At 35.1% G+C, this 16054-nt stretch carries 16 protein-coding genes, 1 tRNA gene and 1 other annotated feature; of the genes, 10 read left to right on the forward strand and 7 right to left on the reverse strand.

Going from position 1 to position 16054, the window contains the following annotated elements; all coding sequences use genetic code 11:
- Window positions 1-10 precede the first annotated feature (10 nt).
- A complete protein-coding gene (locus tag ACGH47_RS07465; protein WP_411623099.1) occupies window positions 11-733 on the forward strand; it encodes a hypothetical protein in 723 nt (240 codons plus the stop codon).
- Between the two features lie 81 nt (window positions 734-814).
- Here the strand turns inward: ACGH47_RS07465 and ACGH47_RS07470 are convergent, their stop codons facing one another.
- Window positions 815-1777, reverse strand: coding sequence for an aldo/keto reductase (locus tag ACGH47_RS07470; RefSeq protein ID WP_411623149.1), 963 nt, complete (start codon window positions 1775-1777; stop codon window positions 815-817).
- 138 nt (window positions 1778-1915) lie between these two features.
- Here ACGH47_RS07470 and ACGH47_RS07475 point away from each other — a divergent pair, with 138 nt between their 5' ends.
- The 3 genes from ACGH47_RS07475 (at window position 1916) to dsdA (ending at window position 5891) form a co-directional block, all read left to right on the forward strand.
- Entirely contained in the window at window positions 1916-2800 is an 885-nt protein-coding gene (locus ACGH47_RS07475) for a LysR family transcriptional regulator (RefSeq protein ID WP_411623100.1), read from the forward strand.
- Between the two features lie 399 nt (window positions 2801-3199).
- Window positions 3200-4537, forward strand: a complete 1338-nt coding sequence (gene dsdX / locus ACGH47_RS07480; RefSeq protein WP_411623102.1) for a D-serine transporter DsdX — start codon at window positions 3200-3202, stop codon at window positions 4535-4537.
- A gap of 22 nt (window positions 4538-4559) precedes the next feature.
- Window positions 4560-5891, forward strand: coding sequence for a D-serine ammonia-lyase (dsdA, locus tag ACGH47_RS07485; protein WP_411623104.1), 1332 nt, complete (start codon window positions 4560-4562; stop codon window positions 5889-5891).
- Between the two features lie 474 nt (window positions 5892-6365).
- Here dsdA and ACGH47_RS07490 read toward each other — a convergent pair.
- The 4 genes from ACGH47_RS07490 to hemA all read right to left on the reverse strand — a co-directional run bounded on the left by ACGH47_RS07490 (window position 6366) and on the right by hemA (window position 8477).
- Window positions 6366-6452: transfer RNA gene (locus ACGH47_RS07490), tRNA-Leu, on the reverse strand.
- 99 nt (window positions 6453-6551) lie between these two features.
- Window positions 6552-6794 carry a zinc ribbon domain-containing protein gene (locus tag ACGH47_RS07495; protein ID WP_267359936.1) on the reverse strand — a complete coding sequence of 81 codons (243 nt, stop codon included), beginning with the start codon at window positions 6792-6794 and terminating at the stop codon, window positions 6552-6554.
- A 116-nt stretch (window positions 6795-6910) separates the two neighbouring features.
- On the reverse strand, window positions 6911-7168 hold the full coding sequence (locus ACGH47_RS07500) for a DUF1289 domain-containing protein (protein WP_411623106.1): 258 nt from the start codon (window positions 7166-7168) through the stop codon (window positions 6911-6913).
- Between the two features lie 37 nt (window positions 7169-7205).
- Window positions 7206-8477, reverse strand: coding sequence for a glutamyl-tRNA reductase (gene hemA, locus ACGH47_RS07505; RefSeq protein WP_411623107.1), 1272 nt, complete (start codon window positions 8475-8477; stop codon window positions 7206-7208).
- 169 nt (window positions 8478-8646) lie between these two features.
- On the opposite strand from hemA, the gene lolB reads away from it, so the two are divergent.
- Both lolB and ispE read left to right on the forward strand, forming a co-directional pair.
- Entirely contained in the window at window positions 8647-9264 is a 618-nt protein-coding gene (lolB, locus tag ACGH47_RS07510) for a lipoprotein insertase outer membrane protein LolB (protein WP_411623109.1), read from the forward strand.
- Between the two features lie 12 nt (window positions 9265-9276).
- Window positions 9277-10110, forward strand: coding sequence for a 4-(cytidine 5'-diphospho)-2-C-methyl-D-erythritol kinase (gene ispE, locus ACGH47_RS07515; RefSeq protein WP_411623110.1), 834 nt, complete (start codon window positions 9277-9279; stop codon window positions 10108-10110).
- A gap of 74 nt (window positions 10111-10184) precedes the next feature.
- On the opposite strand, the gene ACGH47_RS07520 is transcribed toward ispE, so the two are convergent.
- Window positions 10185-10832, reverse strand: coding sequence for a DUF421 domain-containing protein (locus tag ACGH47_RS07520; protein ID WP_411623111.1), 648 nt, complete (start codon window positions 10830-10832; stop codon window positions 10185-10187).
- 660 nt (window positions 10833-11492) lie between these two features.
- Between ACGH47_RS07520 and ACGH47_RS07525 the strand changes: the two genes are divergently transcribed.
- On the forward strand, window positions 11493-11903 hold the full coding sequence (locus ACGH47_RS07525) for a DoxX family protein (protein WP_220215103.1): 411 nt from the start codon (window positions 11493-11495) through the stop codon (window positions 11901-11903).
- Window positions 11904-12082: 179 nt separating this feature from the next.
- On the opposite strand, the gene ACGH47_RS07530 is transcribed toward ACGH47_RS07525, so the two are convergent.
- Window positions 12083-12373: an isochorismatase family protein gene (locus tag ACGH47_RS07530; RefSeq protein ID WP_411623112.1), complete on the reverse strand. Its 291-nt coding sequence runs from the start codon at window positions 12371-12373 to the stop codon at window positions 12083-12085.
- 241 nt (window positions 12374-12614) lie between these two features.
- Window positions 12615-12740: a sequence feature (His leader region), on the forward strand.
- Window positions 12741-12778: 38 nt separating this feature from the next.
- Here ACGH47_RS07530 and hisG point away from each other — a divergent pair.
- The 3 genes from hisG to hisC are packed head-to-tail and all read left to right on the forward strand — an operon-like array spanning window position 12779 to window position 16051.
- On the forward strand, window positions 12779-13678 hold the full coding sequence (gene hisG, locus ACGH47_RS07535) for an ATP phosphoribosyltransferase (RefSeq protein WP_220215105.1): 900 nt from the start codon (window positions 12779-12781) through the stop codon (window positions 13676-13678).
- A gap of 3 nt (window positions 13679-13681) precedes the next feature.
- Window positions 13682-14983: a histidinol dehydrogenase gene (hisD, locus tag ACGH47_RS07540; RefSeq protein ID WP_411623113.1), complete on the forward strand. Its 1302-nt coding sequence runs from the start codon at window positions 13682-13684 to the stop codon at window positions 14981-14983.
- Window positions 14984-14992: 9 nt separating this feature from the next.
- Complete coding sequence (hisC, locus tag ACGH47_RS07545) at window positions 14993-16051, forward strand: histidinol-phosphate transaminase (RefSeq protein WP_411623114.1); 1059 nt, start codon at window positions 14993-14995, stop codon at window positions 16049-16051.
- The last annotated feature ends 3 nt before the right edge of the window (window positions 16052-16054 follow it).

A 16054-nucleotide genomic window follows, 5' to 3' on the forward strand; every position in this document is an offset into this window, starting at 1 on the left:
GGAAACAGCAATGAAAAGGATCATTTTCGTATGTGGTTTATCAATCATTCTATTTGGTTGCAATAAAAATGAAAAACTGAGTAATGTTGAGCTCACTAACAACTATTTATTGTTTAGTAGTGTTGAGAATATTCCGTATTCAAAACTGATTAGGCAACAAAAGATTATTGGCAGCGATCGCCAACAATATCTATCAGATGATAAAGGTTTCATTGTCTCAGTTGATATTGATCATGTGAAGATCACAAACGACTATACGACGAAAAAAAGCCATTTTTCGATAGATAATCAATATGATTTGGATTTAAATATGGAATTGGATGATAAGCAGAATCTTTTGCATTTAGAAGATTTAGCCAAAAAGATCGAATGGTCTTCAACTTATGATGATCAAAATAGAATAATAAAAATCGAGCGTATTTCCAATCCATCGACGATCAGTGATATTCAGTATGAAAATGGAAATATTTCTCGAATTGTTAATACTTATATCTTAAAAATGGATTTAGCCAATGTTTACACGTCAAGCGAAGAAAAGATATTTTTATATAACGATAAAAATCAATTAGATAAAGTTATCATTAAATTTTTTGATGACAAAGAGTCCAAACCAACAGAGACAAAAAGATGTTCCTTTTATGGATATAATGAACAAGGTGATTGGACGAAGTCATATTGTTTAAAAATGAATGAGAATTTTACTTATTTTAATTCACGAAAAATTGACTATTAAAAGTGTGCAAATAAGCTAATTTAATATGATTCTCCCTAATACTGAATAATGCTATTAAGGAGAATTGACCTACTTGCTCACTTATAATGCGCCTACAATTCGATGCGGAATATATAACTCTTCAAGATAAGTGATATCCTCTGGGGTTAACGAGACGTTTAACGACCCAACTGCATCATCTAAGTATTTTGTTTTTGTCGCACCAATAATCGGTGAGGTAACGCCTTTCGCAAACTGCCATGCTAATGCTATTTGAGTCATTGTTACGCCATATTTTTCAGCAAGTTCATGTACTCTTTTTACTATATTAGTATCGGTTTGTTGGGTACTATCATATTTTTCGATAGCGGTTTTATCCGTTTTACTACGTAACGTATCAGTCGTCCACTCTAATCGAGCAAGACGACCAGCAGCTAAAGGACTATAAGGTGTTAATGAAACATTAAATTGTTTACAAATTGGAATTAATTCTCTTTCATCTTCACGATACAATAAATTATAGTGATTTTGCATCGAGACAAATTTCGTCCAACCGTTTTGCTCAGCAACAAGTTGCATGTTATAAAATTGGTAGCCATACATCGCAGAAGCACCTAGTGCTCGAACTTTTCCAACTTGAACCAACTTATGTAATGCTTCCATTGTTTCTGTAATTGGTGTGGTATAGTCAAAACGATGTATAATATATAAATCGATATAATCCGTACCTAATCGTTTAAGTGATCCGTCTATCTCTTTTTCAATTGCCCCTTTTGATAAGTGACCGTCATTAAAATAGACTTTGGTGGCTAAAATAACTTTATCACGAGCAATATTTTTTTTGATTGCTTGACCTAAATACGTTTCACTGGTTCCTGCTGAATAAATATTGGCTGTATCAATAAAATTGATACCCAAATTTAACGCATGCTGAATGATCGCTTCACTCTCACTTGGATTAAGTGTCCATGCATGCATTTTACTGGCAGGATCGCCAAAACTCATACAGCCCAAACAAAATCGTGACACTTCAATATCGGTATTGCCTAGTTTTACATATTCCATCATATCCCCTCTTTTTCCCAACCTAATTGTAATAGTGAGCATTGAACATTGTTAAATTTATTCTAAAACGGAATGTCATTGAGATAAACCAGCGATTCTTTTATAGTATCATGAATTAAATTCATCAATACGGTCAATATGCATAACTTTAATGAGCTAAATTATTTTATTATTATCGCTGAAGCAAAGAGTTTTGTTAAAGCGGCTAAATCGTTAGGTGTTTCATCCTCAGCACTCAGTCATAGTATGCGAAATTTAGAAACACGCCTTAATTTAAGACTTTTTAATCGTACCACGCGCAGTATGTCTCTTACGGAAGCTGGTGAGCAGCTTTACAAACAATTAGCTCCATTATATCAATCAATTAATGACGAAGTCAGCGCATTAGGACAGTTTCTTAATACACCTTCCGGAACAATTCGAATCAATGCCGCGAGCCTTGCGGTTGAAAGTATTATTTATCCTAAATTAATACCTTTATTAAAAAATTATCCTCAAGTAAAAATAGAAATTGTTTGCGATAATAATTGGGTTGATATTGTTAAGCAAGGATTTGATATGGGTTGTCGTATTGGTGATGATCTTCCTAAAGAAATGATTGCGGTAAAAATTTCAGAACCTTTAACAATGGCTTTAGTGGCAAGTCCCAATTATCTTAAAAATAGAATGATTCCTAAATGTATTAAAGATTTGGATCAGCATCAACTAATTGGTTTTCGCATTTCAGCCCAGCACGCAACAGAATTAACATGGGAATTTACGGATCAAGGACACATCATTAAGTACCAACCTTCATCCCAATTTGCGATTAACAATCATTTACGCAAACAGGCTGCATTAGATGGTTTAGGCATTACCTGGATGGGTAGACCCAATGTTGAAAAACAACTAGCTGAAGGCAGTTTGATAGAATTATTAACAGAATTTGCTATTACTTACGAACCCTTTTACATTTATTACCCTAGCCGAAAAGGACATTCAAATGTATTTAAATTAGTGTTAGATGCATTGAAATACAAATGATTCAATGAGTTGTGGTATCCAATCCCATAATGCATCTTGTACCCATTTGTTGTCCTATTTAAGTCATAAACATATTACGTCAATAGACTAATGATAAAATAAGCGTGAGTTTAAAATGCTCAACCTTATTGATCAGATCAATATATGATCAAAAACAACTCATTTTTTAGTAATGTAATGATCATTATTGCACATTTTATGCACTTTCTTTACTTATTTATGTCATTTGCTTAATTAAATTTAATCAATTAAATTTAATTAGTTAATCATTAATTTCACTATACAGACTACTTTTTCAACTGAATTCAACTCATGCAAACATGATTATTTATCATTTGTCAGCCGTGAGTGCATAAAATCTAATATCCCCCCTACTTTTTAATTGAACAGGAGCTCTTGATGGATTCACAAATATGGGTTTTAGGTGTGTTGATTAGTAGTATTTTGTTAATAGTTATCAGTATTGTAAAATTGAAGCTTCATCCTTTTTTAGCCCTGCTATTATCGAGTTTTTATGTGGGCATATTAATGGGCATGAAACCATTAACAATGATAAGTGCAATTGAAGATGGTATCGGTGGAACACTTGGTTTTTTGGCTGCCGTAATTGGTTTAGGTACGATTCTAGGCAAAATGATGGAAGTATCCGGTGCAGCAGAAAGCATTGGGATAACTTTGCAAAAATGTCGTTGGTTATTTCCCGAAGTCATCATGGTATTAGTGGGTTTAATTTGTGGTATTACCCTATTTGTTGAAGTAGGCGTAGTGCTTCTTATTCCTTTAGCTTTTTCAATAGCCAAAAAAACGCAGACTTCGCTATTAATGTTAGCTATTCCATTATGTACCGCTTTAATGGCTGTGCATTGTATTGTTCCTCCTCATCCCGCCGCATTATATGTTACTAATGCTTTAGGGGCAGATATTGGTAGTGTGATTTTATATGGCTTATTAATTGGACTTATTGCCTCATTAGTGGGGGGGCCCATTTTTTTAAGAATCATTAAAAATAAGATGCCATTTAAAAAAGTCCCTGAAGAGTTTTCTGATTTAAAAGTGCGTACCGAAGACGAATTACCTTCCTTAGCTGCTACGTTGTTTACAGTATTATTACCCATAATATTAATGCTGATCAAAACCACAGCAGAGTTAAATATTGATAAGACTACGTCCTTGTATGCAACGCTGGAATTTATTGGAAACCCTATTACTGCAATGTTTATTGGTGCATTTGTCGCTTATTATGTTTTAGGTCTTAGACGCAATATAGGGATGAGTAAATTATTAAATCATACCGAAAATTGCTTTTCATCTATTGCTAATATTCTGCTAATCATCGGAGCTGGAGGTGCATTTAACAGTATTTTAAAAACTAGTGGATTAAGTGATAGTTTAGCCAATATATTATCGCAATTAGATATGCATCCGATCTTATTAGCTTGGCTCGTTGCCATTATTTTGCATGCTGCGGTCGGTTCTGCAACGGTTGCTATGATGGGAGCCACAGCGATCGTATCACCTATGCTTAGCATGTATCCTAATGTCAGTCCCGAAATTATCACATTAGCAATTGGCTCAGGTGCAATTGGTTGTACAATTGTGACCGATTCATTATTTTGGCTGGTTAAACAATATTGTGGCGCAACAATGACTGAAATCTTCAAATATTATACCAGTGCTACTTTTATCGCTTCCGTCGTTGCGTTACTTTGCACATTTTTATTATCAGGTATGATTTAATCATTCAACATAAGGAGTCAAAATGAATCAAATCGAAATTGAATGTCTTATCAAAGATAATCCTTTAGTTGATAAACTGATTAAACTTGAACCCTGTTACTGGTTTAATCCTAATATTACAACATTAGAAATAGGATTAAATTATGTGGGACTTGATCAACAAGATATTGCCGAGGCAAGCAATCGCTTAAAACGATTTGCCCCTTATTTAGCCATTGCTTTTCCAGAAACTTTAGCAACAAAAGGCATTATTGAATCTGATGTAGTTGAAATAGATCATATGAAAACAGCCTTAGAAGCACGTTACAATCAAAATATTGCTGGTAAGTTACTGTTGAAAAAAGATAGCCACTTACCTATTTCCGGCTCAATAAAAGCACGCGGAGGTATCTACGAGGTTTTAACGCATGCAGAAAAATTAGCCATTGAGCAAGGTTTATTATCTTATGAAGATAACTACAGCAAACTGTTTTCTGATGAATTTAAACAGTTTTTCAACCAATATAGTATTGCGGTAGGATCAACGGGTAATCTTGGCTTATCGATTGGTATCATGAGCGCCAAATTGGGCTTTAATGTTAGTGTTCATATGTCAGCTGATGCAAGAGAATGGAAAAAACAGAAGTTACGTTCTAATGGCGTGAATGTGATCGAATATGAAGATGACTACAGCGTCGCTGTCGAGCAAGGTCGCAAAGCCGCTGAGTCGGATCCTAGCTGTTTTTTTATCGATGATGAAAATTCTAAAACCCTTTTTTTGGGTTATTCCGTTGCTGGCGAACGTCTAAAACAACAATTTGACCATATGGGCATTGTCGTTAACCGTGAAAATCCCTTATTTGTTTATTTACCTTGTGGTGTAGGCGGCGGACCTGGCGGTGTAGCTTTTGGTTTAAAAATGGCGTTTGGTGATCATGTCCATTGTATCTTTGCTGAACCCACCCACTCGCCTTGCATGTTTCTAGGTGTTTATACCGGCTTACACGATAAGATTTCAGTGCAAGATATCGGTATTGATAATCTAACCGCGGCAGATGGTCTGGCGGTAGGACGCGCATCAGGCTTTGTCGGTCGAGCAATGGAACGTTTGTTAGACGGTTATTATACGTTGTCAGACCAAGAGATGTATGATTTATTATCTTTACTCAATCAAACCGAAAATATTCAATTAGAACCTTCGGCTCTTGCTGGTATGAAAGGCGCTATCATAGTAAATCACGATTTACAGTATCAGCAACGTCTGCAATTAACACCGCAACAACTACAACATGCTACTCATCTGGTTTGGGCAACAGGTGGCGGAATGGTACCAGCAGAGGAGATGCAAAAATATCTTAATGCCGACGCCAGCTAACTAACCATGGCAGATAAATATCAAATGATGATATTTATCTGTCATGAAACGCATGCTTATTATTCTTTAACACTTCAACATTATTTTATTCACAGTAAAATAAAACGAGAGCCTAGCGACTTAATCTAAGCGATGATAACAGATAACAGCGTTTAATAAACGCATATAAGCTGAAATTGTGGCACGATATTCTGGATTTGGTGATAGATCGGCATGATAAAATAAAATCCAAATCACTTAGATATTCCTTATCATGTGAGCGAATAAAGATATAAGAAGAGAATATAAGGATAAGTCGACGATATTTAAAAAGTATGATTAACTTTTTAGGAACGTATTGCTTTCAAATTAAATGAATTATTTTTGTAATATTTGCTTATTTTTTAAAACGCTGTCAAAGTCAGCTGCAAATATTTATCGCAGGAACTGTTATCGTCAAAACTGTTGTAGCAAGAACGAGTTTATGGATTGAATTGGTGCCAGTGGTCGGACTCGAACCGACACGCTTTTAAGGGCGGCGGATTTTGAATCCGCTGCGTCTACCAATTTCGCCACACTGGCATTAGAAGTGTAAATAAGTAAACGTTGGCAATTATACTAAGCTTTGCAATAACTGCAACTGATATTATGATAATGTGCTTTGAATGCCTAAAAAATCAACTACCAACGACGCTTCCACGCCGGTAATTTTTTCAAAATAGTATAAGCAGTTTGTTTTGCTATCGAATAATCAATATTATGGTTATTGGCATACCGTAAAGTCACTTCATGCCATTTTTGGTCAAAGGTTTTCATGGTACCATCCTGATTGGCACAATATTTACAATAACTTTTAGATAGATCATGCAAAGGATAATCAGCAATTGAAGTCATTGGCATGCCACATGCAATACACATTTTCATTTTTAAAATCTCGATTAAATTAACTATTGTGATTAAATCTTACCTAACCTAATGCCTAAAAATCCTACTCTGACTAAGTCAAGATTACAAGATATTGTATGATAAAGCGCATAAAATTATTCTATTAAATCAAGCTCAACTTGTGATGAGCGTTGTTTAGACGGAGATTTTTGCTGAAGCATGGCTAAATAACGACGCTTATAAGCATGTTGTAGACACAAACGTAATACTTCCTTTTTTTGTTTATCAGTATAGCTTAACCAGCTGAAACGTTCTTCTCTTGACCGATAACAGCCTATACAATACCCTTGTTTATCGGTTTCACAAACACGCTTACATGGACTGGGTATATCAAAAAATTCAATCTGATCCAATACGTTATATTTCCTGTAAACAAATAATATATGTTAGTTAATGCCCTTTTAAACCAAATCCTTTGCACAGAATTTTAAAGCAGTCATCACAATCATGTGTTGATGCATTGAGTAATGTTTGGGTTGGTGCATGAATCAGTTTGTTGGTTAGCCGACGTGAAAATTCAGCAAGCACATCTTCAATATTCTCACCTTGCCGAAATGCATTTAAAGCTTTTTCTTCTTGTTCACGTTGAATACTTTCAGCATTTTGACGATACTGTTTTACATAATCAATCACAGAACGCGTTTTTAACCAATCTAAAAAATGTTCGGCTTGCTCTCGAATAATGTGTTGTGCTTCTTGAGCTGCTACCATTCGTTGTTGTAGATTGTTCTCAACTGTTTTTTGCAAATCATCGACCGAATAAAGATGTACATGGTCAAGTTTACTGATCTCTTCTTCTACATCTCGAGGAACCGCTAAATCAATAAACAGCATTTGACAGTTATTTCTTGCCAATAAACTTCGCTCTACCATTCCTTTACCAATAATAGGTAGCGGACTCGCTGTTGAACTTATGACAATATCTACATCTTTAAGACGATTCGCAATATCAGGTAAAGAGATAATTTCGGCATCAATAAGTGCGGTTAGTTTAAGGGCTTTTTCTCGAGTTCGATTAGCTACAATGACATGATTGAATCGATGTGGTTTTAAATAACGAGCAATAAGTTCAATTGTGTCACCCGCCCCAACTAACATCACATTTAAATTTTGTGTTGTTTTAAAAAGATTTCGGGCTATAAGACAGGCGGCATAAGCAACGGAAGCCGTGTTTGAGCCTATTTTCGTTTCTGTTCGTACTATTTTCGCTACACGAAATACCGTTTGAAATAGCTTCTCTAATTTGAGTGACAAGCTATTATTTTGCTGGGCATAACGATAAGCTTGTTTAACTTGACCTAATATTTGGGGTTCTCCAAGCACCATTGAATCAATACCACATGCAACAGACATTAAGTGTTCAACTGCCTGCTGTCCTTGTTTCCAATAAAGCATGTCGTGATAATGTTGAATGTCAATATGATGAAACTGCCCTAGCCAGCTTTCTACAGATTGTTTTAAGCTTAAATAGTCAATTTGGTGCTCAAAGCTAAGATAAATTTCTGTGCGATTACAGGTTGATAAGATCACACATCCTTCAACTAAAGGGTGTTGATATAAGCTGTATAATGCTTTATCAATAATTTCATTGGGAAAAGCGAGTTTTTCTCTCAGCGACACGGGTGCCGTTTTATGATTGACACCTAATATAGTGATTGACATTGCAATTTTCTTATATAATTGTTTGTAAGATATGACGATTTATAGCACCTTTATAAAAGGTTATTATACATGAAAATTTGAAAACGTTAATTTCTCATTACCTTTTTTATTCTTTTAATAATCAGTTATAATGTTTTACCTATTATTGATTAACATTGAAGAGGCAATTATGTTTAAATTTAAATACGCTTTGATCTTACTGCCTTTGTTACTTACAGCCTGTCAAGTTACCAAATATAAAGACACAGCAACCATTGAAGAACAATGGCAACTTCACCAACAAGATCTTAAGCAAATAAATGCTTTTCAAGTTAATGGAAGTATTGCTCATTTTAGTGAAAACTCTCGAAGTTATGGACGTTTTTTTATTGTTCAAAAATCGATAGATCGTTATGAAATCAAACTTACTACACCTGTTGGAACCAACATTTTAACACTAATTGCAGAACCGGATTATGCAGAAGTGATCGACAAAAATGGCAAGCATTATACTGATTATAATGTTGAAAGTTTGATGAATAAAATCGCCAGGATCGATGTGCCTTTAAATTCATTACATAATTGGCTTAAGGGATTTTCTAACGACAGTATCAACGATAAAATCGATAATTCGGGGCGTTTAGCATCAACCGAATTTTTACAACAAGACAAAAAGTGGCTATTAAAAATATCGAATTACATGACGAAAACTTTTAATAATAAATCGGTAGATCTGCCCGCAATGATTGAACTTAATCATGATAATGAACGAGTACGCTTAAAAATTGATAATTGGATTTTACGGTAATAAGGATTTTTCATGTATCAATGGCTTTCACCCGCTAAATTAAATTTATTTTTATATATTACTGGGCGTCGTCCTGATAATTATCATAATTTACAAACACTATTTCAATTTATCGATATGAGTGACAGATTATCTTTCAATCGTCGTGAAGATGATAAAATTAATCTAGTCACTCAATTTAGTGATATCCCTTCAGATAAAAATTTAATTACTCTCGCTGCCCAACGACTAAAATCTTATACTGGTCGACATGAGTTAGGGATTGATATTGCGATTGATAAAATAATTCCTATGGGTGGTGGGCTGGGTGGCGCATCATCGAATGCCGCAACGACGTTAGTTGCACTTAATCAATTATGGAATCTTAATTTATCACGCCAAACATTGATCGAGATTGGTCGTAATATCGGAGCCGATGTACCAATTTTTATCTATGGTCACACAGCATTAGCACAAGGAATTGGCGATCAGTTGCAATCGGTTGAATTTCCGGAATATTGGTATTTGGTCACCTACCCTAATATTGCAATCTCAACAGTCAAGGTGTTTAACGATCCTGATCTTAAGCGAGGTACACCTGTTCGAAGCGTTAATGAATTGCTATCCTTAGATCAATTTAGTAACGATTGTGAAGTGGTGGTGCGCAAGCGTTATCCAAAAGTAAACGCAATCATTACTCATCTTTCGCAATTTGCTCCAACACGATTAACTGGCACGGGCGCTTGTGTTTTTACGCAATGTCAATCAAAGGCAGAAGCCGAAAAGCTACAAGATACGTTGATAGACTTTGATGTAAAAAGTTTTGTGACTAAATCGTTAAACAATTCTCCGCTTTATAGCAATTAAATCAAAATTTTCATTCACGGTTATTAACCCTTAACGAAATGGTTAAGGGATTTAATATTATTGTTCTGAATCATTTAATCCACAGAATCACTAGGAATCACATACAAGCGTCGATTATAATATTCAACACAGTACAAACCTTGATAAGTTTTATACCCCTGTCGAGATAATCTCGATTTTAACCATGCTTCACTTTTACCCAAATCCTCTAAAACATCATTTCTTGGTTTTTCATTTTCTAAGACGATAGCTGAAATATCTTTATCTCCTTTTTTAACGACCGTTAATTGTCCATTAGGCTCCAAAATCGCTTTTTCAACAGAATTGATATTAAAGATATTTTTCATCCGCAATAGTACGGCAAAGCTTGATATATCCAGATTTACTGATGTGAAAGCATCCAACTTTATTTTGCCTTTATCCATTAATACGATCGGATTACCAACAATAAAGGCTTTGGCATTTTGGCTATTTTTTTTCAGATAATTCGAGGTGTACATTATTGCCGTCCACATGAGTAATACAATTAAAAAATCATAAACGGTTAATTTAGGGTTATAGATGATACCGCCGGCAATACCACCCAAAATCATGTTACCAATAAAATCGATACTCGACATTTGAGACAATGATGTTTTTCCGGTAATTTTTAAAAACAAAATAATGCAAATAAAGACCACCAATAATTTTAAGGCAATGACTAAAAAATCATAGTAATTCATTTTAGTATTACTCCAATAATCTATTGAACGATATGCATAAAATAGTAATCTTTAAAAGGACTGGAATCGTATTAAATATTTAAAGTTAGAAAAGAGAGTATTAATTATTTAACGTTAGAAATGAATCATTAAGTATAGTTAAGGCATTGTATCACAAACTTTTCAGATAAAACTGCGCTTTTTACTATTACATTATCAATTTAACAGTTTAATATATTATTGCGATGATAACGCAACGTAGAGAATAAAGTTTTCACCATATAGGTTTAAATCGATGACAATATTCCGCTCATTGTTTTATAACAATTAAGGATGAAATACACCATCACGAATATAACTTTAGTAATCAATAATATTAACGCATTGATTTAAAAAATCGTATTTTGACTAACATTTTAAATAATCACATTTTTTACCTATTTGATTAATGATTTAATATAAACGATTTGGTCTATGTAGAGCTTGCCAGAAAAAAGCAAATTCATCTTTTCATTCAGATAATGTTTTATAAATCGAACAGGTATAACTTTACTAACTATTACCGTTTATGAGACAATCTATGTTGTATTATCCTATTTTTAACCAAGTAATAGCATTGTTTATAATTTTTTACAATTATCAATTGAAGTTATTTTCTAACTTAATATAGGAAAAATAAAAATGAGACAAAATCAAACTGATCTGGCTGCTCTATTTTTACGTATTGCTTTAGGTGTGATGTTTTTGGTTCATGGTTTCACTAAGTTACTCGTCTTTACACCCTCTGGTACAGCACAATATTTTGAATCGCTTGGATTTCCCGATTTTGTTGGTTATATCGCCATTGTCTTTGAAATTGGTGGCGGTGCATTACTGTTAGTTGGTATATTAACTCGTGTCATTGCTATTTTAGCCATTATTGAATTACTCATTATCACCGTTATCCATTTTAATAATGGATGGACATTCAGCAATACCGGTGGTGGTTGGGAATACCCTGCTTTTATGGTCATTACCGCTTTTAGTCTTGCACTATTAGGCAATGGTCGTTATAGCGTTTTAGGTCAAAAATATTCTGAACTTATTGAATAGTCGTTTGAATAAATCGTTTTTATTGATGCAATAATTGATTAGGAAGATATCATAAACATAAACGATATCTTCCTGAAATATAATCAATAAAATAAACTTATTTCGTTGGCAGTATTAAATAATAGAGAGTTTTTCCAGCGCCTTTGACATTCAATCAAATCATTCTGTTTTTTCAAAATTTAATCTATCTTTTTTTGTATGAACTCATGACAATTGATAACGTTTGCAAATCCTACCAATGCTGACATAAAGCTATAATGGACTTTTTTAGCGGGGATGATTTCATCATTAAATTCAAGATCACGGTTTGTACATGCATCATGAATTAATATCGGTTGATAACCAAGTTCATTGGCACATCGAGTAGTTGAATCCACACACATATGGCTCATCATGCCACAAATGACCAGTTGTTTGACTGAGTATTGTTGTAATTTTTGGTGTAAATCAGTAGTTGAAAAAATTATCACCCCATAATCACGCTGAAAAATATACTCTATAAATTTCGAAAAATTAAGATGATATCGCTTTGTGATAGAAACAATTTATACGTTGTTGAAACAGAATTTAAATTTACAAAAATTTAATAAAAAAACAAAAAAACAGTTGCGAGCAGACTTTTTATGTTATATTTTGTTCAGAAATTAGATTAATAAATCAACTTAATGGTTTTTATTTTATGAATTGTTTTTGCGCTTTTATTACTAAACATCATCATCACCATCATTCCTGAATAGTCTTCGGGCGATTGGTGCTGGAAGACATTTGGTCTTCCGGTGATATCGCGAAAGCAAATAGAAAACCCTCGGAAGATCAAACTTCCGAGGGTTTTTTGTTTGTGGTTTATAAATTTTTTGGATAAGTTGGAGAATAATATGTTGGATAATTCGCGTTTACGCATTGCGATGCAAAAATCTGGTCGTTTAAGTGATGAATCAAAAAAATTGCTGGCACAGTGTGGCATTAAAATTAATCTTCAAGAACAACGCTTAATCGCATTTGCTGAAAATATGCCAATCGATATTTTACGTGTTCGTGACGACGATATTCCCGGTCTGGTTATCGACGGTGTGGTCGATATTGGTATCGTGGGTGAAAATGTTTTAGAAGAAGAAGTACTTGATAGACAAGCGGAAGGGCAAAATCCTCAGTACAAGAAATTACGTCGTTTAGATTTTGGCGGTTGTCGGTTATCCATTGCTGCCCCTCGCGATTTCGATTATACCGGCCCTGAATGTTTAAATAATTTGCGTATTGCCACCACTTATCCTCACCTACTTCGTCGTTATCTTGCTGAATACAATGTGACATTTAAAACTTGTTTGTTAAACGGTTCGGTAGAAGTTGCCCCTCGAGCAGGATTAGCTGATGTAATTTGTGATTTAGTTTCAAGTGGCGCCACCCTTGAGGCAAATGGTTTACAAGAAATCGAAATTATCTATCAATCCAAAGCATGTTTAATTCAACGACAAGGCGAAATGCCACCAATTAAGCAAGCGCTGATTGATAAAGTCATGACACGTATTCAAGGGGTAATACAAGCTCGCGAATCCAAATATATTATGTTACATGCCCCAACTCAGGTATTAGATCAAGTGGTTGCCTTGTTACCGGGTGCTGAAAATCCAACAATATTACCGCTTACTGGCGAACAAAATCGAGTCGCATTACATATGGTTAGTAGTGAATCGCTATTTTGGGAAACCATGGAAAAGCTAAAAGCATTAGGTGCAAGCTCAATTCTTGTATTACCAATTGAAAAGATGATGGAGTAAAGTATGAAACTCTCTTATTGGCAACAATGTTCAGAACAAGAACAAACCGCTTTATTGACTCGTCCAGCTATGACTGCATCAGACTCAATTAGTCAATCTGTTGCAGATATTTTAGATCAAGTTAAGCAATATGGTGACGAAGCGTTAAAAGCCTTAAGTAACAAGTTTGATAAAGTTCAAATTAATCAGATTAAATTAAGCAACAGTGAAATTAAAATGGCAATCGATCGGGTTAATCCTGATTTAAAACAAGCTATGCAATTAGCCGTTAACAATATTAAAAAATTTCATCAAGCGCAGGTTAAACAGACAGTAACTGTTGAAACAATGCCCGGCATTAAATGTCAACTTGTAACCCGACCAATCAATTCAGTTGGGCTCTATATTCCAGGGGGATCTGCGCCGTTGTTATCTACCGTATTGATGCTTGCCATACCTGCTAATATTGCAGGTTGTCGCAAAGTGATACTGTGTTCCCCCCCACCAATAGCGGATGAGATCTTATATGCCGCTGAGCTGTGTGGCGTTACCGAAATTTATCAACTAGGTGGTGCCCAAGCTATTGCTGCCATGGCATTTGGTACAGAGTCTGTGCCTAAAGTAGACAAAATTTTTGGTCCCGGTAATGCTTATGTAACAGAAGCAAAACGTCAGGTTAGCCAACGCCTTGATGGTGCTGCAATTGATATGCCTGCGGGGCCATCCGAAGTGCTCGTTATTGCAGATAGTTCAGCTAATCCTGCATTTATTGCTGCTGATTTGTTATCACAAGCTGAACACGGCCCCGATTCACAAGTTGTACTCCTTACTCCCGATGAAAAAATGGCTCAAGCAGTATCATTAGAAGTCGATAAGCAGCTTGCACAATTATCACGGCAAGCTATTGCCGAGAAAGCGTTACAAGCAAGTCGACTTATTGTCACTCAAGATTTAGAACATTGCGTTGCAATCAGTAACCGTTATGGGCCAGAACATTTAATCATTCAAACCCAAAATGCCGATGAACTTGTCGATCAGATAACCAGTGCTGGCTCTATTTTTCTTGGTGACTGGTCGCCTGAATCAGCTGGCGATTATGCGTCGGGTACTAACCATGTATTACCGACTTATGGTTACACTGCTACCTACTCCAGTTTAGGATTAGCTGACTTTCAAAAACGGATGACAGTTCAAAAGTTAACACCTGAAGGGTTAAAAGCCATTGGTAACGCAGTAGAACTAATGGCGCAAGCAGAACAACTCACAGCACACAAACAAGCGGTTACATTGCGTTTAGCAGTATTAAATCAAACGAATCAAAGGTAGGTATAGCAAATGGATATTAATCAATTAGTGAGAAAAAACGTACAAAAATTGACACCCTACCAATCCGCCAGACGTATTGGCGGTCAAGGTGATGTTTGGCTCAATGCGAATGAATACCCTATTGCGCCAGATTTTGAATTAACACAGCAAACATTAAATCGTTATCCGGAACCGCAACCACAGCAAGTGATCAGGGGCTATGCACAATATGCCGGTGTACAACCTGATCAATTACTTGTCAGTCGAGGAGCAGATGAAGCGATTGAACTTTTGATGCGAGCATTTTGCGAGCCTGAACAAGATAGTATTTTATATTGTCCGCCGACATATGGTATGTACCAAGTTAGTGCTGAAACATTGGGTATAAAAACTAAGATCGTTCCGACAACAAAAGATTGGCAACTCGATCTTAACGGTATTGAACAAAATCTTGAGAATGTTAAGTTAATTTATGTCTGTTCACCGAATAATCCAACTGGTAATTTAATCAACGCTGAAGATATTAAATCCCTGCTTAATATGGTCCAAGACCGTGCTTTAGTTGTTATTGATGAAGCTTATATTGAATTTTCACCACAATCATCGGTAGTCAGTTGGCTAACTAATTATCCACACTTAGTGATTTTACGAACTTTATCTAAAGCATTTGCATTAGCAGGGTTACGCTGTGGATTTACGATTGCGAACAAACCCGTCATTGATACTCTTCAAAAAGTCATTGCCCCTTATCCATTAGCCACACCTGTAGCAGATATTGCCGCACAAGCACTGAGTAAAGACGGTATCAATACGATGAAGTTAAATGTTCAATACCTTAATGACCAAAAACAAAAATTTGCCGATCAACTCACCCAATTATCCCTGGTTGAAAAAGTTTACCCAAGCTGGTCTAACTATTTGTGTGTTAAATTTCAAGATGATAAAGATGTCTTTACTAACCTTTGGAATCAAGGAATTATTTTACGCGATCAAAGTAAATCAATGGGTCAAAAAAACATTATACGCATCTCCATTGGTACTCAAGTTGAATGTGATGCGGTTATAACAGCACTTAAAACGATAGAATAGGAG

The sequence above is a fragment of the Gilliamella sp. CG16 genome (genome assembly GCF_046635785.1).
GTDB classification, from domain to species: domain Bacteria; phylum Pseudomonadota; class Gammaproteobacteria; order Enterobacterales; family Orbaceae; genus Gilliamella; species Gilliamella apicola_I.